At 69.5% G+C, this 17,925-nt stretch carries 15 protein-coding genes; 4 read left to right on the forward strand and 11 right to left on the reverse strand.

Annotated features, from left to right (window positions below; all coding sequences use genetic code 11):
• Positions 1-16 precede the first annotated feature (16 nt).
• Positions 17-706 carry an FABP family protein gene (locus tag FQ137_RS14815; protein ID WP_188065098.1) on the forward strand — a complete coding sequence of 230 codons (690 nt, stop codon included), beginning with the start codon at positions 17-19 and terminating at the stop codon, positions 704-706.
• A 5-nt stretch (positions 707-711) separates the two neighbouring features.
• Here the strand turns inward: FQ137_RS14815 and cydC are convergent, their stop codons facing one another.
• The 5 genes from cydC to FQ137_RS14840 form a co-directional block, all read right to left on the reverse strand.
• Positions 712-2,391 carry a thiol reductant ABC exporter subunit CydC gene (gene cydC, locus FQ137_RS14820; RefSeq protein ID WP_149293403.1) on the reverse strand — a complete coding sequence of 560 codons (1,680 nt, stop codon included), beginning with the start codon at positions 2,389-2,391 and terminating at the stop codon, positions 712-714.
• Complete coding sequence (gene cydD, locus FQ137_RS14825; protein ID WP_149293404.1) at positions 2,388-4,076, reverse strand: thiol reductant ABC exporter subunit CydD; 1,689 nt, start codon at positions 4,074-4,076, stop codon at positions 2,388-2,390. Before cydD ends, cydC begins: the two co-directional genes overlap by 4 nt.
• Before the next feature lie 6 nt (positions 4,077-4,082).
• Positions 4,083-5,153: a cytochrome d ubiquinol oxidase subunit II gene (gene cydB / locus FQ137_RS14830; protein ID WP_149293405.1), complete on the reverse strand. Its 1,071-nt coding sequence runs from the start codon at positions 5,151-5,153 to the stop codon at positions 4,083-4,085.
• Between the two features lie 15 nt (positions 5,154-5,168).
• Positions 5,169-6,671: a cytochrome ubiquinol oxidase subunit I gene (locus tag FQ137_RS14835; protein ID WP_149293406.1), complete on the reverse strand. Its 1,503-nt coding sequence runs from the start codon at positions 6,669-6,671 to the stop codon at positions 5,169-5,171.
• 167 nt (positions 6,672-6,838) lie between these two features.
• Positions 6,839-7,759: an aminodeoxychorismate lyase gene (locus FQ137_RS14840; RefSeq protein WP_149293407.1), complete on the reverse strand. Its 921-nt coding sequence runs from the start codon at positions 7,757-7,759 to the stop codon at positions 6,839-6,841.
• 37 nt (positions 7,760-7,796) lie between these two features.
• Between FQ137_RS14840 and FQ137_RS14845 the strand changes: the two genes are divergently transcribed.
• The 3 genes from FQ137_RS14845 (at position 7,797) to FQ137_RS14855 (ending at position 9,809) form a co-directional block, all read left to right on the forward strand.
• Positions 7,797-8,957, forward strand: a complete 1,161-nt coding sequence (locus FQ137_RS14845; RefSeq protein ID WP_255584399.1) for a folate-binding protein YgfZ — start codon at positions 7,797-7,799, stop codon at positions 8,955-8,957.
• Positions 8,958-9,132: 175 nt separating this feature from the next.
• A complete protein-coding gene (locus FQ137_RS14850) occupies positions 9,133-9,474 on the forward strand; it encodes a carboxymuconolactone decarboxylase family protein (RefSeq protein ID WP_149293409.1) in 342 nt (113 codons plus the stop codon).
• 149 nt (positions 9,475-9,623) lie between these two features.
• Positions 9,624-9,809 carry a DUF3073 domain-containing protein gene (locus tag FQ137_RS14855; protein WP_149293410.1) on the forward strand — a complete coding sequence of 62 codons (186 nt, stop codon included), beginning with the start codon at positions 9,624-9,626 and terminating at the stop codon, positions 9,807-9,809.
• 151 nt (positions 9,810-9,960) lie between these two features.
• Here FQ137_RS14855 and purM read toward each other — a convergent pair whose 3' ends face one another.
• The 6 genes from purM to purL all read right to left on the reverse strand — a co-directional run bounded on the left by purM (position 9,961) and on the right by purL (position 17,921).
• Complete coding sequence (gene purM, locus FQ137_RS14860; RefSeq protein ID WP_149293411.1) at positions 9,961-11,043, reverse strand: phosphoribosylformylglycinamidine cyclo-ligase; 1,083 nt, start codon at positions 11,041-11,043, stop codon at positions 9,961-9,963.
• 39 nt (positions 11,044-11,082) lie between these two features.
• Entirely contained in the window at positions 11,083-12,714 is a 1,632-nt protein-coding gene (gene purF / locus FQ137_RS14865) for an amidophosphoribosyltransferase (protein ID WP_149293412.1), read from the reverse strand.
• 139 nt (positions 12,715-12,853) lie between these two features.
• Positions 12,854-13,240 (reverse strand): sterol carrier family protein, encoded by a 387-nt coding sequence (locus FQ137_RS14870; protein WP_149293413.1) that lies wholly within the window; start codon positions 13,238-13,240, stop codon positions 12,854-12,856.
• Positions 13,237-14,805, reverse strand: coding sequence for an LssY C-terminal domain-containing protein (locus FQ137_RS14875; RefSeq protein WP_149293414.1), 1,569 nt, complete (start codon positions 14,803-14,805; stop codon positions 13,237-13,239). Before FQ137_RS14875 ends, FQ137_RS14870 begins: the two co-directional genes overlap by 4 nt.
• Before the next feature lie 106 nt (positions 14,806-14,911).
• Positions 14,912-15,580: a YoaK family protein gene (locus tag FQ137_RS14880; RefSeq protein ID WP_149293415.1), complete on the reverse strand. Its 669-nt coding sequence runs from the start codon at positions 15,578-15,580 to the stop codon at positions 14,912-14,914.
• Positions 15,581-15,620: 40 nt separating this feature from the next.
• Positions 15,621-17,921, reverse strand: coding sequence for a phosphoribosylformylglycinamidine synthase subunit PurL (purL, locus tag FQ137_RS14885; protein ID WP_149293416.1), 2,301 nt, complete (start codon positions 17,919-17,921; stop codon positions 15,621-15,623).
• Positions 17,922-17,925 lie beyond the last annotated feature (4 nt).

The following is a 17,925-nucleotide window of genomic DNA, read 5'->3' on the forward strand; positions in this document are numbered from 1 at the left end:
CGGTCACCGACGAGTCGTGACGGAAAGCGGCCCGGCGAACGCCGGCGATCCCACGCCGCCCAGCCCCGAGAGCGGCGGCGGTGAGTCGGTCGTGCCCGGTTCCGGAAACGCTGCCGTCGACGCCGCGGCGCAGCGATCGGAGGAGACCGCCCGCCGCAACATCACCGCGTTCTCCGAACTCCCCGTCCCGGAAGACACCGCGAACCTCCGCTTCGGACCCGACCTGCACCCCGGCCTGCTCGCCCTGCTGCCCCTCGTGGGTGTCTGGGAGGGCGAAGGGGAGGCGGACACCGAGGACCGCGGACAGCACCGGTTCGGCCAGCAGGTGGTGGTCTCCCACGACGGCGGGAACTACCTGAGCTGGACGTCTCGTGCCTGGACGTACGACAGCGGCGGAGCCGTGGACGACGCGGCCTACCGGGAGACGGGATTCTGGCGAATCTCGGCCGACGACCAAATCGAGTTCCTCGTGGCCCACGCCTCCGGCGTCATCGAGATGTACTACGGCGCCCCGATCACCCAGTCCGCATGGGAGATGGCCACCGACGTCGTGCTCGCCTCCCCCACCGGGCCCACGCGGGGTGGCGCCAAGCGCATCTACGGAATCGTCGAGGGCGGCGACCTCGGCTGGGTCGAGGAACGCGTCGTCTCGGAGAAGGGTTTAGTGCCCCACATGTCCGCCCGCCTTCGCCGAGTGGCCGGCTGATCCGGCTACAGCTCAATCTCCTTCGATACCTGTAGCGGCGTCGCGCGGTCGTGCGTCACCACCACGACTGCGCGCTCCGCTCCGAACAGCCCGTCCGGGCCGGCGTCGCAAATCCGCTGCATCAGAGTTCCCGCGTCGTCCGCCGAGAGGTGCTCGGTCGGTTCGTCCAGGACCAGCACGGGCGCGGGCACCAGTAGGGCCCGAGCGAGCAGCAATCTCCGACGCTGACCGGCGGACGTCGCCTCGTCTCCACCTTCCAAGACGGTGTTGAGCCCTCCGGGCAACCCGTCCACCCATGAGCCGAGACCGACCTGTTCCAGTGCTGCCAGGAGTTCCTCATCGGGCGCGTCACCCCGGGCCACGAGAAGATTGTCCCGGAGGGTGGTGTCGAAGATCCGCGCGTCTTCAGCAAGGTAGATCACCCGCTGTCGGCGGAGCGGCCGGTCGAGGAGGGATAGGTCCTCCCCCGCGGCTGATACGCCCCCGGACACCGGCGGTTGGAGGCCTGCCAGCACCCGCGCGAGCGTGCTCTTACCGGACCCTGACGGACCGCGGACGACCACACGATCCCCCGCGGACAGGACGAGGTCAAGCGGCCCTCCCGCCAACGCCCTGCCCTCGGGCCCCCACTCCAGGGCGACGACGCTCAGCAGGTCCGCGCTGTCGTCGCGCGCTGGCCGGTGGTGACCGGACACCGGCCCACCACGACCGACTGCCCCCGACGCGGGTCCCCGCCTTGGTTCCTCGACCATCGACCGGATCCTCTCGGCGGCCGGGATTGCACGCGAGACGTGCTCAGCCGCGCCGGGTAGTGCGGTCAGCGCCTCGAATGCCGCCAGCGGGAACAGGACGAGCATTCCGATCCACGTGGGACCGTGCCCAGCGCCGGTCCCGTAGGCCGCGATCCCGGCGAGCAGTGCCGAGATCGCCGTCACGGTCATCGCGGCCGGTACTGCGGCGACGGCCCTGGCCGAGGCCGCGTCCGCAGACAGCTCCGCTGACCGTCGACGACCTCCTGCGTCGGTGATCGAGTCGATCGTCGAGTCAAGCCGTCCGCCCACCGCGAGTTCGGCCGCGTGATCGACCACTAGGACTGCCGCCGCGGCCTGGTCCGACGTCGCGGCGGAGGCCTCACGCTCAGAGCCCAGCGCGGCGCGCGCCGCGAGCACCGGGGCGACGACGCCCGCGGCGAGTACCGCCACGGCCATGACCACCGCGACCACCGGGGAGAGCAGGGCGAGCGCGAGCACCGAGCCGAGCGACAGGACCGCGGCCACCGCCGCGGGGATGATGACACGCACCACCGTGTCCGCCACCACGTCGAGATCCCGCCCGGAGCGCAGCAGCACGTCACCGGTGCGAAGTGCGGGCGTCGTGCCCGCTTCCGCGAGGCGCTCGTACAGCCGCTCCCGGGCGCGCGCGGCGCCACGGAGCGCGACGTCGTGGCCTGCCAGCCTGTCGAGGTATCGGGATACGCCTCGCCCGATCCCGAGGGCCCGCACGGCGACGACGGCCACCGTGAGATCCAGGACGGGGGGTTGTTCCCACGCACGGGTGATCAGCCACGCGGAGATCGCGGCCAGCGATGCAGCAGCAGCGAGGGTGACACTGGCCATCAGCACCGCACGCAGGACTCGGAAACGGTCGAGTTCCAACAGCCCGAGGACGTGACGCAGGTCGTTCATCTCCCTACACCCGCCTCCACGGGCCTCCCGGCGCCGGTGAGTGTGACCACCACGTCCGCAGCGGCGAGGACAGCCGGGGTGTGCGAGACGACGAGGACGGTCGCACCCCGGCGCGCGCGGGCGGTGAGGGCGTCGACGACCCGCTGGGCAGTCACCCGGTCGAGGTGTGCGGTGGGCTCGTCCGACAGCAGCACCTGTGCGTCGGAGGCGAGCATCCTGGTCAGCGCCAACCGGTGGGCCTCGCCGGTGGAAAGGCCCTGACCCGCGTGGCCCACGACGCTGTCCCAACCCTCCTCCCGCGCTGTGAGCACCTCGTCGAATCCCGCCTGCCGGGCCGCTGTCTCGAGCCGCCTGGGGTCGGCCCCGAACAGTTCGGCGTTCTCACGCAGCGTTCCCGCCACGAGGGTCGGGCGTTGGGGCTGCCACGTCACCTTGGGCCACCAGTCGGCGCGGTCCACGCGCGCAAGGTCGCTGCCATTGACGAGGACCTGACCATTGACTAGACGATCTGGCCCGAGGAGTCCGAGTACGGCCATCACGGTCGTGGATTTCCCCGAACCGTTGGGCCCGGTGAGTGCGGTGACGCGTCCGGGCTCGGCGATGAACCCGAGGCCGTCAGGCCGTAGCCCGTCGCGACCGTCAACCGTGAGGTTCTCCACTTCGATCGTGACCGGGCCGTCGGGTATTGGAGAGCGGGCGGCGTGGACGGAGTTCGCCGGGCCCGCGGGCCCGTCCAGCACCCGAAACGCCCGGTCCGCGGCGTGGGCGCCATCGGTGGACTCGTGGAAACGGGCCCCGACGGTGCGCAGGGGTTGGTAGACCTCCGGGGCCAGGATCAGAGCGGTGATCCCGGCGGCCAGCTCCATGTCCCCCACCACGAGCCGCAATCCGATCCCCACTGCCACCAGCGCGACGCACAGTGTCGCCAAGAGCTCCAGCACCATCGAGGAGAGAAACGCGATGCGCAATGCCCCCATGGTGGCCCGCCGGTGTGCCTCCGCGGCACGTGCGACCTGGATCTCCGGCCCCCTTTCCCGCCCGAGTGCGACGAGCGTGGGCAGTCCCGCGATGAGGTCAAGAACCCTGGACGACAGTCGCGACATCATCGCCAATTGTTGCTCGGTTCGCGACCGGGTGAGGGTGCCGACGAGGATCATGAACACCGGGATGAGTGGAAGGGTCACCACGATCAGTAGGGCCGAGAGCGGATCGACGAACGCTACGACGACCAGCAGTGCGGGCGTCACGACGACCGCGGTCGCCAGTGCGGGCACGTAACCGGCGAGGTACGGGACCAGACCCGCCAGCCCCGTGGTGAGGATCGAGTGGAGCTCGGATGCCTGCCGCCGGCGGGCGAGGGGGTCCCATCCGGCCACCGCATGCGTGAGGCGCGCACGCAGGTCGTCGACGACCCCGCCTGCCGCCGCTCGCGCCAGCCGTTGCTGCGCCCAGGTCGCCGCGACCCGCACGGCCGCCGCGACCGCGAGGCCCGTCAACTCCGGCGCCCAGGCCCCGAGCGCGCGTGACGTGGGGTCGGTGATGACGCCGGCGAGCACCCGCGCCAGCAGTAGGGCGAACCCGGCCGTGGCCAGGGCGAGGACCACGGAAAGACCAACCGAGACGGCGAGGTGGCGACGGACCGGCCGCGACTCGCGCACGAGCCTGGGGTCGAGCGGCGCCGCCACCGTCGGTCAGCTCCGCCCGGCGGTTCCGCGCACCGATCCGGCTCGCGTCGGTGCGAGTCCGACCGACGGCGGTATCTGCTCCAGCGAGATGCGTCGGCGGAACACCCAGTAGGTCCAGCCCTGGTAGAGCACGACGACGGGGGTGAGCAACGCGGCCGCCCAGGTCATGACGACCAGCGTGTAGTGCGAGCTGGACGCGTTCTCGATGGTCAGCCCGACACCGTCGGCGAGCGTGGTGGGCATGACGTCGGGAAAGAGCGAACCGAACAGCAGCACGACGACCGCCGTGATCGCCAGACTCGTCCCGGCGAACGCCCAGCCCTCGCGGTCCGCGGCGACCGCGCCCACGACGCCGATCAGGGCCGCGGCAGCCACAGCGACAGCGATCCACGTCCACGTGTAGCCGTGGGCCAGCTGCGTCCACAAAGCGAACGCGGCACCGACGACGAGGACCAGGGGAGCCAGTAGGCGCGCGAGCCGGACCGATTCGGTGCGCATTTCGCCGCTGGTCTTGAGCGCGAGGAACACGGCACCGTGCAAGGTGAACACCGAGAGCGTCACCAGACCGCCCAGCAGAGCGTACGGATTGAGAAGGTCGAAGAGGGTTCCGGTGAACTGCTTGTCCGCGTCGATGGCCACACCGCGGACGATGTTAGCGAACGCGACCCCCCACAGGACCGCAGGTATGACCGACCCGGCCACGATTGCCACATCCCATCGGCGGCGCCACGCCTGGTCGTCGATCTTGCCCCTGAACTCGATGGCCACCGCCCGGAATATCAACGCGAGCAGGATGAGGAACAGCGGCAGATAGAAGCCGGAGAACAGGGTCGCGTACCACTCCGGGAATGCGGCGAACATTGCGCCGCCGGCCACGATCAGCCACACCTCGTTGCCGTCCCAGACCGGGCCGATCGTGTTGAGCACCGCCCTCCGCCGGTTGTCCCGCTCGGGGGTGTCCGGCCCACGGCCGATGACCCGCATGAGTATTCCGACACCGAAGTCGAAACCCTCGAGGAGGAAGTACCCGAGGAAGAGTACGGCGATGAGGACAAACCAGAATTCTTGGAGGCCCATTACTCTCTCCCGACGTCAGTAGGCGAAGGACAGTGGCCGGTCGGCGTCACCGTCACCATCCGAGGCGAGATGCGGCTCCGCATCGTGCTCGAGCGGCCCCTCGATGGTGTATCGCCGGATGAGGTAGAACCACACCACCGCCAGCCCTCCGTAAACGATCGTGAACCCGATGAGGGTGGTCATCACCAGCCACGCGGGATGATCGGACACGCCTTGGCTCACGAGAAGACTGATCACCGGGTCTCCGGTGGGATTCGGGTGCACCACCCAGGGTTGGCGGCCCATCTCGGTGAAGATCCACCCGGCGGAGTTCGCCAGGAACGGGAAGGGGATCGCTGCCAGTCCGAGGATGCCGAGCCAACGCTGGTCAGGCATGGGGGCCGAGCGGCGGGTGACCCAGAGACCCACCACGGCCAACGCGGCGGAGCCGACGCCGAGCCCGATCATGGCGCGGAAGCTCCAATAGGTGACGAACAGGTTGGGGGCGTAGTTTCCGGGGCCGAACTGCTCCTGGTATTGCTCCTGCAGGTCCTGCACGCCCTGGAGTTCGACGCCGGAGAAGCGCCCCTCGGCCAGATAGGGCAACACGAACGGAACCTCAATGAGGTGGGTCACCGAATCGCAGTTGTTGTGTGTCCCCACGGTCAGGACGGAGAAGTCGGGGTCGGTCTCCGTGTGGCAGAGCGATTCGGCGGACGCCATCTTCATCGGCTGCTGCTCGAACATGAGTTTGCCCTGGATATCGCCGGTGATGATGAGGGCCACGCCCGAGACGATCATCACCCAGAGCGCGAGCCGGGTCACCGGACGGAACAGTTCAAGGGCCTGGGCGCTCTTTTCCGCCGCAGCCTCGACCTCGCCGTCGCTGTCGAGCCGGGCCTGCTGACGCGTCGCCCGGACCATCCACCACAGCCCGACCCCGGCGACGAAGGTCCCCGCGGTGAGGAACGCTCCGGCGATGGTGTGAGGTACCGCCGCCATCGCGGTGGAGTTGGTCATCAGGGCCCAGATGCTCGTGAGCTCGGCCCGCCCGGTTTCGGGGTTGTACACCGCACCCACGGGATGCTGCATGAACGAGTTCGCGGCGATGATGAAGTACGCCGAGAGATTGACCCCGATCGCCGCCATCCAGATGGTCGCGAGGTGCACGGCCCGCGGTAGTCGCCCCCATCCGAAGATCCACAACCCGAGGAAGGTGGACTCGAGGAAGAAGGCGGCCAGGCCTTCGAGCGCCAACGGGGCACCGAAGACGTCCCCGACGAACCGGGAGTACTCGGACCAGTTCATCCCGAACTGGAACTCCTGGACGATTCCGGTGACGACGCCGAGCGCGAAGTTGATCAAAAACAACTTGCCGAAGAACTTGGTCGCGCGGTACCAACCCGTCTTACCTGTGGCCACCCAGACCGACTGCATGATCGCGACCAACGGCGCCAGGCCAATGGTCAGCGGGACAAAAATGAAGTGGTAGACGGTGGTGATTCCGAACTGCCACCTCGAGATGTCGAGGACGTCCATTTGTCCGTGCTCCTACCACGCGGCTCGACCGCCCCGTCCGGCGGATATAAGCCGGACGATACGCCGCAGGGTATGAACTCTCAATCGTTCACGGGGTGTCGTCCACCACGTTCACCTGCGGCCGGGGTGGTAAACCGGGCTCCCCCGTGACGATCTCCGGCCTGCGCTCAGGCCCGCCCCACAGCGCGATCGACCAGCCCCGGGACATTGATCTGCGGGTCCCCGGCCGGCAGGACCACGTCGTCGATACGCCGGACCCGGGCGGCCAACGTGACCGAGGAGATCAACCACACCGCGTCGGCGGCCAGGAGATCTGTGAGCAGCAACCGCTCCCGATGCACTGAAACGCCTTCGCGCTCGGCGACGTCGTAGAGAGCCCCGAGGGTGGTCCCCTCGAGGATCCCTGCCGTGGCCGGCGGACTGACCAGCTCGCCCGACCGGGCTATCACGACTGTCGATCGCGGCCCCTCGAGGACCTCCCCGTCCGAAGACAGGTAGACCACGTCGTCGAACCCGTTCGCTGCGGCGTGCCGCAGGGCCGCCATATTGGTCGCATACGACAGGGTTTTGGAGCCGAGCAACAGCCACGGAGCCGACCCCTCGAGATCCGCAGCGTATCCCCGGTTGAGCACGGTCACCGCGATGCCCTCCTCGCGGGCGCGCAACGCGTGCGGGCCGACAGGCGCAACGGTGATGTAGGCGGTCTCCGTCCCTCCCCGTTCGGGGCCCCGCGACAGAACCAACCGCAGCATCGCCTCGGAATCCGCGCCCCACTCCCGCGCCGCCAGGTCGATCCCTTCCCGCCACACGTCGTCCGAGGGCCCGGTGAGTCCCAAGGCCGTCGCCGACCGCGACAACCGCGCGAGATGACGCTCCGGCTTGGCCGGCCGACCACCCACGACGAGCAACGTCTCGAAGCAACCGTCTCCCCGAACAGCGGCAAGGTCATCAGCCAGTAGTAAAGGCTCGTCCGCCGGGTGTACCCGTGGCCGTGGCCCGTCCGGCCCGCCGGCGACGAGTACGACGACCCTGGCGTCACCCGCCGCCCCACCGTCCGAGGCATCCCGCGTTCCTGATCCAGCGCGCATGACCCCACCCTACGGCGACGCACGTAGGATCGCGGTCGTGAACGACCCAGCTGTGCCCGACAGGACCAACAGCGGCTATCGCAGCCCGGTCCTGAACCGTCCCGGCGCGGTGGACGCGCCCGCCGACTCTCCCGATGCCGGGGTTCCGCACCATTACGGGGACCCGCTCGGTGAGCAACGCGCGGCTGCGGAGTCGGTGGTTGTCGTGGACCGGTCGCACCGTGACGTGCTGACGATCGGCGGGGGCGAAAGGCTCACGTGGCTGGAGGGCTTCGTCTCCCAGCACGTGTCCGAGATCCCGGACGGTGGCGGCGGAGAGACGCTGCTGTTGGACGCCAACGGACGCGTGGAACACCACGCCTTGCTCGCCGACGTCGCTGGCACGCTCTTCGTGGACACCGAGCCGGGCCGCGGGGCCGCGTTGCTGGACTTTCTCACCAAGATGGTCTTCTGGGCGGATGCGGCCCCGGCTGCTGCGGACCTCGCCGTGATCACCCTCCTTGGCACCGCGCTGCCCGCCGCACTGATCGCCCCCGACGGCACCGAGGTGCCCCTGCCGGTCGATGACTACGAGTCCCGCGCGCTGCCAGGAGGGGGCGTCGCGCGGCGGACGCCGTGGCCACTGGCCGGGTCCGTCGATCTCCTGGTCCCCCGTTCCGGGCTGGCCGCGTGGTTCGACGCCGTCGTCGTCGCTGGTGCACGACCCGCCGGATCGTGGACGTTCGAGGCCCTGCGGGCGACGGACACGACCCCCCTGCGGGCTCGCCTGGGCGTGGACACCGACGAGAAGACGATCCCGCACGAGGTGCCCAGCTGGATCGGCGAGGTGGCCCGTCGCGGTGCAGTGCACCTCGACAAGGGGTGCTACCGGGGCCAGGAGACCGTCTCCCGTGTCCACAACCTCGGCCGCTCACCCCGGGTGCTCGTACGACTGCAGTTGGATGGATCAAGCGGCGACCAAATGCCCGCCACCGGTGCCGAGGTCCACTCGGGTGGCCGACCCGTGGGGCGCGTGGGAACGGTCGTCCACCACCACGAGGACGGCCCCGTCGCGCTCGCCCTGCTCAAGCGGGCGGTGCCCGCTGACGCGCAACTCGACATCGGAGGGGTGTCCGGCGCGATCGATCCAGAATCCGTACCCGGCGATTCCGGCCCGCAAGCCGGCCGCGAGGCGGTCAAACGCCTGCGGGGACACTGAATCAGCCCGCGGAGCCCGCGGTCGCGGGTTACTCGCCTCTCTAGGCAGGCTGGTCGGGGGCTCGGATCCGGATCGCAACTCGAGCGATCGCCGATCCGCCACCCCCGACATACCCCTGGGGGTACATTTGGTGTCGCGGGGCGGATCGCCCGTCCCGCACACCGAGGAGGCAGTCATGTCGTACGGAAAGAAGACCCTCGAAGACCTTCGCGGACCCGCGAGCGAACTCCGTCGCGAGATCCCCGAGGTCTACGCCGGGTTCTCCGCCGAACTCAAGGCAGCGATGGCCCCGGGCGCACTCGACACCAAGACCAAGGAACTCATGGCGCTGGTCATCGGGGTCACCCAGCAGTGCGACGGATGCATCGCCTCCCACGCCCGTGCCGCCGCACGAGCCGGTGCGACCAAGAAGGAGGTCGCTGAAGCGCTCGGAGTGGCGATCTTCATGAACGGCGGCCCGTCCACCGTGTACGGGCCGCGCGCCTGGGAGGCTTTCGCGGAGTTCAGCACCGAGTGAGCGACGGCCATACAGGGGCGATCCACCCCGCCAGACAGGCCGGGCGGACATTCCGCGCCGAGCACGCTATCCTGTGGGCAGGCAGATACTCACACTTGCAATGGGCACCCCCGAGGTGGCCCAGCACCGTTTCCGAGGGGGTCAGGTCAATGGGCCGAGGCCGCGCGAAGGCGAAGCAGACCAAGGTCGCTCGCGAACTCAAGTACAACACTCCGCAGACGGACCTAGAACGTCTTCAGCAGGAGTTGTCGGGTGGAGGGTCGCCGACGCGACTCAGCACCGACGGGGATGACGACCCCTACGGGTCGTGGTCCGATGGTGGCACCAGGTACTGATCATCCCCCGCTCCCGTTAGATCCACGTGAGCCGAGCATCCAAAAGGATGTTCGGCTCACGTGCGTAACCCGAGCGTAGGACAGCGCACGACGACAGCGACCCGGCCGGAACTGCCCCGGCCGGGTCGCTGTCGTCTGCCCGCTATGGGCCCTAGAAGCGGGCGTGGGAGCCCTCCAGCGTGACGCGCGGGGCGTCTGTATCGTCGCCGGCCTTCTCCACGTGACCGATCACCCAGTTCTGAACGTGGCGTGCGGTGAGGACGGCCTGGGCACGGTCCACATCCTCCTCGGGCAGGACGGCGACCATCCCGACGCCCATGTTGAAGGTGCGTTCCATCTCGGCCTGCTCGACGCGGCCGTGATGGGCGATGGTGCCGAAGATCGCGGGCACGGGCCACCGCCCTCGGTCGAGCCTGGCGACCAGGCCGCGCGGCATCACCCGCGCGAGGTTCTCCGCGAGCCCGCCACCGGTGACGTGACTGAAGACCCTGACATCGGTCTCGGCGATGAGGCTCAGACAGTCGAGGGCATAGATGCGCGTGGGCTCGAGCATCTCCTCGCCCAAGGTGCGTCCGAACTCCTCGACGTGCCCTTCGAGCGGGAGGCGGGCGAGGTCGAGGAGAACGTGCCTGGCCAGGGAGTACCCGTTGGAGTGGAGCCCAGACGAGGCCATGCCGATGATCACGTCGCCGGGACGGACGTTCTCGGCCTGGAGGATCTCGTCGGCCTCCACGATCCCCACACCGGTGGCGGAGATGTCGTACTCCCCCGGCGCCATGAGCCCCGGGTGCTCGGCGGTCTCTCCTCCCAGGAGCGCGCATCCGGCGCGCACACACCCCTCGGCGATGCCCTCCACGATGCTGGCCACGTGCTCGGGCACGACCTTGCCGATGGCGATGTAGTCCTGCAGGAATAGGGGCTCGGCGCCGCACACCACGAGATCGTCGACGACCATCGCGACGAGATCGATGCCCACAGTGTTGTGGACGTCCATCGCCTGCGCGACGGCGATCTTCGTACCGACCCCGTCCGTGGACGACGCCAGCAGCGGCTGCCGGTAGGTGTTCTTCAGTGAGAACAGGCCGGCGAAACCACCGAGGCCCCCCATCACCTCCGGCCGGGTCGCCCGCTTGGCATGGGGAGCGAACAGCTCCACCGCACGCTCACCCGCGTCGATGTCGACGCCGGCGGAAGCGTACGAAGCGCCGGTCGGGGGGTGTGAGTTGTCGGTCATGTGGTCTCTCCTCGTCGGCGCCCCTGGTCGGGCGCCCGTTCAGGGTCGGCGGACGGGGTCCACGCTGTCGCTGCGGTCCGGGGTGACAGCGGCGCCGAGGTCGTCGACCTCAGCGGCCAGTGCGCGCACGGCCGCACTCATGGGTGAGTCATCGGGCAGCTCGATGGGATAGTGCCCATCGAAGCAGGCCGCGCACAATTCATCAGCACGCTGGCCGCTGGCCTCGATCATCCCCTCGACGGAGACATAACCGAGACTGTCGGCGCCGATGGCACGGCGAACGCCCTCGAGCATCCCGTCCGAGGCGTCGACCCCGTTCGCGATGAGCTCGGCGGGGCTGGCGAAGTCAATCCCGTAGAAGCACGGCCAGCGCACCGGAGGTGAGGCAATACGGACGTGCACTTCGAGGGCACCGGCCTCACGCAACATCCGGATCAGGGCCCGCTGGGTGTTCCCGCGGACGATCGAGTCGTCCACCACCACGAGCCGCTGCCCACGGATCACCTCGCGCAACGGGTTGAGCTTGAGGCGGATACCCAGCTGACGAATGGTCTGACTGGGCTGGATGAACGTGCGCCCCACGTAGGCGTTCTTGGTCAGTCCCTGCGCGAACGGGAGCCCCGACGCCTGCGCGTAGCCGACCGCCGCCGGGGTGCCGGACTCGGGGACCGGGATCACCATGTCACCGTCCGCTGGGTGCTCACGTGCCAGCCGTCGACCGATCTCGACACGCGCGGCGTTGACCAGCCGCTGATTGATCACCGAGTCGGGACGGGCAAGGTAGACGTACTCGAACACGCACGTCTTGGGCGTCGACGGCGACAGCCTGCGTGAGCGCACGCCGTCGGCGTCGATGGCGATGAGCTCGCCGGGCTCGATGTCGCGGACGAAGGAGGCACCGACGATGTCCAGGGCCGACGTCTCGGACGAGACGACCCAGCCGCGTTCGAGACGGCCGAGCGCGAGCGGACGGACACCGTGCGGATCGCGGGCCGCGTAGAGCGTGTTCTCATCGGAGAAGGTGAGGCAGTAGGCCCCGCGCAGGCGGGGCAGCAGACGGGCCGCCGCCTCCTCGAGTCCGCCGTCGCGCGCCTCGTGGGCCAGCAGGGTCGAGATGATGTCGGAGTCCGAGTGGGTGCTCTCCTCCGAGTAGCCCCCGATGCCCAGCGCCGTGGCGTGCCGTTTGAGTTCCTGCGTATTGACGAGGTTGCCGTTGTGACCGAGGACCAAGGAACCGCCCTCGGTGGTCGGCCGGAACATCGGCTGGGCGTTGTCCCAGCTCGCCGCACCCGTGGTGGAGTAGCGGCAGTGTCCGATGGCCACGTGACCGTGCATCGACTCGAGTGTCTGCTCGTCGAAGACCTGGCTGACCAGGCCGAGATCCTTGTAAACGAGGACCTGTTCACCGTCCGCGACAGCGATCCCGGCGGCCTCCTGGCCCCGGTGTTGTAGCGCGTACAGGCCGTAGTACGTGAGCTTGGCGACGTCCTCGCCCGGGGCCCACACCCCGAAGACGCCGCATTCCTCGACGGGGCCGATGCGCTCGGTGTCGATGGGCAGGCCCGCAGGACCAGGGGCTGACGGGTCCGGCAGTCCCAGGCCGACGGCTGACTTGCCACCGGTACGGCGGAGTGACCCGGACGGTGCCGGTCGTGACGACGTGCTCTCCACCAGCTGGTGCTCCCTCGCAACTTTCGGGGCGGTCCGCCCGGACGGACCCCGGCGGTGCGAGACAAGTCTACGTTCACCTACCCCGGCGACCCCAATGACCGGTTCTCGTCCACCTCCATCGGGCGGGGCGGCCCACTGTTCACGCGGGCCGGATCACCGGAAGTCCCGCGGCGACCGCCGCCGCACGGGTGCCCGACGCCCGCACCCGCCCCTCTTTGACCGCGCAGTCCCAGGTGAGTCTGCCCGTCGCCAACTCCAGCCAGGTGCGGGGATCCGTCTCGACGACGTTGGGCGGACTACCCCGGGTGTGCCGGGGCCCCTCCACGCACTGTGCCGCGGCGAACGGTGGCACTCGGACCTCCACCGAACGCCCCGGCAACTCGGCCGCGAGGACCTCTACGGTGCCGCGGACCGCCGCCGCCAATGCGGACCGACCCGGTGTGGCGGTGGGCTCGCCGTCGTCGAGCCACGGGGTCACGGCCTCGACCGCTGCGCGCACCGCCGCGGCGTCGGGGACGCGGCTCACGTCGGCTCCCCCGCGGCTGCGGCGACAGGCACGGCGTCTGCCGCGGTGGGCAGGCCGCGCCGACGCTCACGCCGATTTTGGGCGGTGCGCCGGCTCCACGTGCGCGCCGCGTGGCTCGTGAGCAGCAACATGATGAGAACGTTCACGGCAAGGACGGCATACCCGCCGAGAAACGTGTCCTGCTCGGCACCGGTGCTCAGACGCCCGTACTCGGTCGAGACAGTGCTCACCATGGTCAGCGCCAGCAGCCACACGCGAGGCGCGGCGTACCCCAGGTAGGTGAGCAGCGCCAGCACACCCATCGCGCCGTACACCGCTCCTATGAACACAGCGAGGGCGACGAAGGCTGGTACCACCTCGGACTGGTCGAGTCCGGCGAACTCCTCCATGTCAGCTCCTCCCAGTAGGTCACGCACCGCGAACACGGTCAACACGAGGAGGGTGACCGCGACGAGCGCGCAGCCTGCGGTGACCGCGCCCGGACGTGGCAGGTGAGCGGGGTCAGGAGCGACGTCGTCGGCTGGGCGGTCCGGATCCGCCGAGGCCACACCGCCCTCGGCGAGAGGGTCGTCGAATCCTCGGGCCGCGCGCACCACCCCTGGCGGCAGTTCGGCGGCCGACTCCTCGTGGACCGGAATGCGGCGCAGATCCAGCACGGGCAGGTCCCCGTCGGTGCGGATCGCGTCGCCGCCGCCGTTACGGGAGTGGTAACCGGTGGAGAAGTTCTCCAGCACCCGGCCCCCCACGTCGGGCACGTGGTAGCGGATCGAGTCCACGATGTAGTCGCGCTCGACGTCGATGTCCGCGTCGATCTTGTGGGTGACCTGGAGGGTGAACAGTGACAGGCCGACCGCGCGGTCGTATGTGCCCGCGCCCAGCCACTGCACCCGGTGCCCGCCGGGCAGTAACCAGCCGTCCGGGCAACGCCAGAATCGGACGTGGTGGCGCTGCGCGGCGTTGCCCTCGACCTCCTGCTGATAGGCCAGGCACTGCCGCCGCCCGAACAGTCTCAACGGGCTGACCGGTGCCGAGGGGTAGGACCGGCGCAAGACCGAGGACACGACGATGCCCCACGAGGAACGAATCGTGACGTCGTCGGCCAGCACCCAACCGCACGCTGTCATGGCCTCGTGAATTTGTCGGGCGGTACCGTCCACCGCGAGATTGACCGGGTCCCCCAGCAGCCCGTCGGAGGTGCGGGTGCGGGCGATGAAATAGCCGGGCACATACACCGACGTGAGGAGCGTCTGCAGACGTGGCAACACCAGGTACGCGACCAGCGCCCAGAACGGAATAAGCAGCAACAGGTGCCACCAGTCTTGGCGCCAGGCGTCGGCGAACAACCGCCAGCCCAGCCATCCCGCGGACACGGTGGCGAGCACGAAGAACACGGTGTCCACCGCGAGCCCGGGCAGGGGCGGCCGCACCGTGTCGTCGCGAACCTTGGATGGCGGACTGACGTACACGGGCGGACCGACCGGGCGGTCCATCGCGTCCGGCACGGCCGGTGCCACGGGGTCGGTACCCCCGCAGGCTGCGGTACCAGTGCGCTCGCTCGTGGACATGGCTCGACGATAGTCGCCGGACGGACCACGAGTACCACGTGCGCACTTCTGTTCGGGGGCCGGCGACGACGAGACCGTCCTCTGCGTCCGCGGCCCTGAAGGGTCGTCAGGGGGAGCGGAGTGCCCGGACGCGCAGCCTGATGGTCACGAGCAGTGAGCCAATCACGACCGCCGCAGCCAGCGCCAGTGCGTTGATCCCCATGACCACGTGCAGCAGCGCGCCGGCGACACCGCCCAGGACGAGTGCGGACCACAGCGCCACCTGCTGGCGGTATGGCGCCCACGATCCCCCGGTCAGTGCGTCGACCAGCCTGTGTGCCGACTTCACGACGGCGCCCGTCATATAAGTCACGCCGAGCGAGACCTCTCCACCGGAATGGAATACGGAGTTCATGGCGCCCATCGACGCGGCGGCGGCCGCGATGGACACCGGCACCCCCAGGACCGTCACGGAGGTGACCCAGTGCAAGCCCAGCGACAGGAGTAGGAGGAACGCGACCAGGGACAGGACTGCGGGACGGTCGTCGAGGTTGCGGCGACGGGTGACGACGGCTCCGGCGACCGCGCCGAGGAAAAACGATACGAGGACGACGGCGGCGATGCCGGCGCCGGCGAGGTTCCCCGCGGCCACCTCGACGACCATGCGGGTGGAGTTTCCGCTCATGAAGGACACGAAGTAGCCGCCGACGACGAGGAAGCCCACGGCGTCGACGAACCCGGCGGTGGCGGCGAGCACCACCGCGAGGACTCGTTCACGCTTGCCCAGGTCACGCATCCGCCCGCCTACCCCCGGTCCGGTCGTCTACGGCGTCGGCTCAGACGGGGTCGACACCGAACAGCGCCGGCAGCGTCCCCTCGTGGGCGTCCCGCAGCTCGGCAGTGGTGATGGTGAACTGGCCCTGCACCTCGAAGGTGCCCGACTCCGGGTCGGTGACGCCGATGCGGGTGTGAGGGATGCTCTGCGCGGTGAGCATCTGCTGGAACCGGATCTCCTCGCCGCGCGGCACGGAGACGATCACGCGACCGGCGGACTCGGAGAACAGCCACACGAACGGGTCGGCGTCCTCCGGCAGGACGACGCGCAGGCCGCACTCCCCCGCCAGCGCCGACTCCACGAGCGCCTGCGCCAGGCCGCCCTCGGACAGGTCGTGAGCCCCGGTGATGAGGCCGTCCTTGGAGCTGGTCGCCATGATGCGGGCCAGGGTGGCCTCCCACTGCAGGTCCACCGCCGGGGGCAGGCCGCCGAGATGGTCGTGGGCGACCTGCGCCCAGATGGAGCCGTCAAACTCGTCGCGGGTCTCGCCGAGCAGGTAGATGCTCTCGCCGGGGGTGTCGCCGAACGCGGTGGGCGTGCGGCGGGCGACGTCGTCGATCACGCCGAGGACGCCCACGACGGGCGTCGGCAGGATCGGCGTGGTGCCGGTCTGGTTGTAGAAGCTCACGTTGCCGCCGGTGACGGGGATGCCGAGCTCGGCGCAGCCGTCCGCGAGTCCGTGAACGGCCTCGCGGAACTGCCACATCACGCCCGGGTCCTCGGGGGAGCCGAAGTTGAGGCAGTTGGTCACCGCGACCGGAGTGGCACCGGTGACAGCGACGTTGCGGTACGCCTCCGCCAGGGCCAGCCGGGCGCCGGTGTACGGGTCGAGCTTGGTGTAGCGACCCGAGGCGTCGGTGGATAGCGCGATTCCCCGTCCGGACTCCTCGTCGATCCGCAGGACGCCGCCATCGGCGCCCTCGGCCAGGATCGTGTTGCCGCGCACGTACCGGTCGTACTGCTCGGTGATGAATCGGCGCGAGCACAGGGCGGGGCTGGAGACCATGTCCAGCAGGGTCTGACGCAGCTCGTCACCGCTGGCCGGGCGGGCCAGGCTCGCGGAGGTGTCGGCCTGCAGTGCATCCTGATCGGCCGGACGCTCGATGGGGCGGTGGTAGACGGGCCCCTCGTCGGCGATCGTGCTCGGCGGGGCGTCCAGGACGATCTCGCCCTTGAACTCGATGGTGAGGTGGTCGCCGTCGGTGACCTCGCCGATGTCGGTGGCCAGCACGTCCCAGCGGCGGCACACCTCCATGAACGCCTCGACGTTCTCCGGTGCCACGACCGCGCACATGCGCTCCTGCGACTCGCTCGACAGGATTTCTGCCGCGGTCATCCCCTCGGCGCGCAGCGGGACGTTGTCCAGCACGATGTGCATGCCGCCGTCGCCGGCCGCGGCGAGCTCGGAAGTGGCGCATGCCAGGCCGGCGCCGCCGAGGTCCTGGATGCCCACCACGAGCTCCTGCTTGTACAGCTCGAGGCAGCACTCGATGAGCACCTTCTCCGCGAACGGGTCGCCGACCTGCACGCTGGGCAGCTTGCGGGGCTTGACGGGGGCGCCGTCAGAGTCGACCTCGAAGCTCTCCGAGGCCAGTACCGACACGCCGCCGATGCCGTCCAACCCGGTGCGGGCGCCGAACAGGATGATGCGGTTGCCGGTGCCTGAGGCAAACGCCAGGTGCAGGTCCTCCACCCGCATCACGCCCGCGCACAGCGCGTTCACCAGTGGGTTGCCTGCATACGACTCGTCAAAGACCGTCTCGCCGCCGATATTGGGCAGGCCCAGGCAGTTTCCGTAGCCGCCGATGCCTGCGACCACGCCGGGGAGCACCCGATGCGTGTCGTCAGCGTCGGCCGGGCCGAAGCGAAGTTGGTCCATCACGGCCACCGGGCGTGCACCCATCGCCATGATGTCGCGGACGATCCCGCCGACGCCGGTCGCGGCACCCTGGTAGGGCTCGATGTACGACGGACTGTTGTGCGATTCCACCTTGAAGGTCACGGCCCAGCCGTCACCGATGTCCACCACTCCGGCGTTCTCTCCGATGCCGGCAAGCATCGAGGACCGCATCTCGTCCGTGGTGGTTTCGCCGAAGTAGCGCAGGTGCACCTTGGACGACTTGTAGGAGCAGTGTTCCGACCACATGACGGAGTAGACGGCCAGCTCGGCCTCCGTGGGCCGACGGCCGAGAATCTCGCGGATCCTGGCGTATTCGTCCTCCTTGAGACCGAGCTCGGCCCAGGGCTGCTCCAGGTCGGGGGTGGCGGCGGCGTTCGCGGTGGAATCGACAGGAGAGGTCACGGTT

Origin of the sequence: Dietzia sp. ANT_WB102 (assembly GCF_008369165.1) — a bacterium.
GTDB lineage: Bacteria > Actinomycetota > Actinomycetes > Mycobacteriales > Mycobacteriaceae > Dietzia.

Coding starts and splice junctions, on each gene's coding strand:
- cydC (WP_149293403.1), bottom strand. CDS start 2,391: ATGAACGACCTGCGTCACGTCCTCGGGCTGTTGGAACTCGACCGTTTC.
- cydB (WP_149293405.1), bottom strand. CDS start 5,153: ATGGGCCTCCAAGAATTCTGGTTTGTCCTCATCGCCGTACTCTTCCTC.
- FQ137_RS14835 (WP_149293406.1), bottom strand. CDS start 6,671: ATGGACGTCCTCGACATCTCGAGGTGGCAGTTCGGAATCACCACCGTC.
- FQ137_RS14840 (WP_149293407.1), bottom strand. CDS start 7,759: ATGCGCGCTGGATCAGGAACGCGGGATGCCTCGGACGGTGGGGCGGCG.
- FQ137_RS14850 (WP_149293409.1), top strand. CDS start 9,133: ATGTCGTACGGAAAGAAGACCCTCGAAGACCTTCGCGGACCCGCGAGC.
- FQ137_RS14855 (WP_149293410.1), top strand. CDS start 9,624: ATGGGCCGAGGCCGCGCGAAGGCGAAGCAGACCAAGGTCGCTCGCGAA.
- purM (WP_149293411.1), bottom strand. CDS start 11,043: ATGACCGACAACTCACACCCCCCGACCGGCGCTTCGTACGCTTCCGCC.
- FQ137_RS14875 (WP_149293414.1), bottom strand. CDS start 14,805: ATGTCCACGAGCGAGCGCACTGGTACCGCAGCCTGCGGGGGTACCGAC.
- FQ137_RS14880 (WP_149293415.1), bottom strand. CDS start 15,580: ATGCGTGACCTGGGCAAGCGTGAACGAGTCCTCGCGGTGGTGCTCGCC.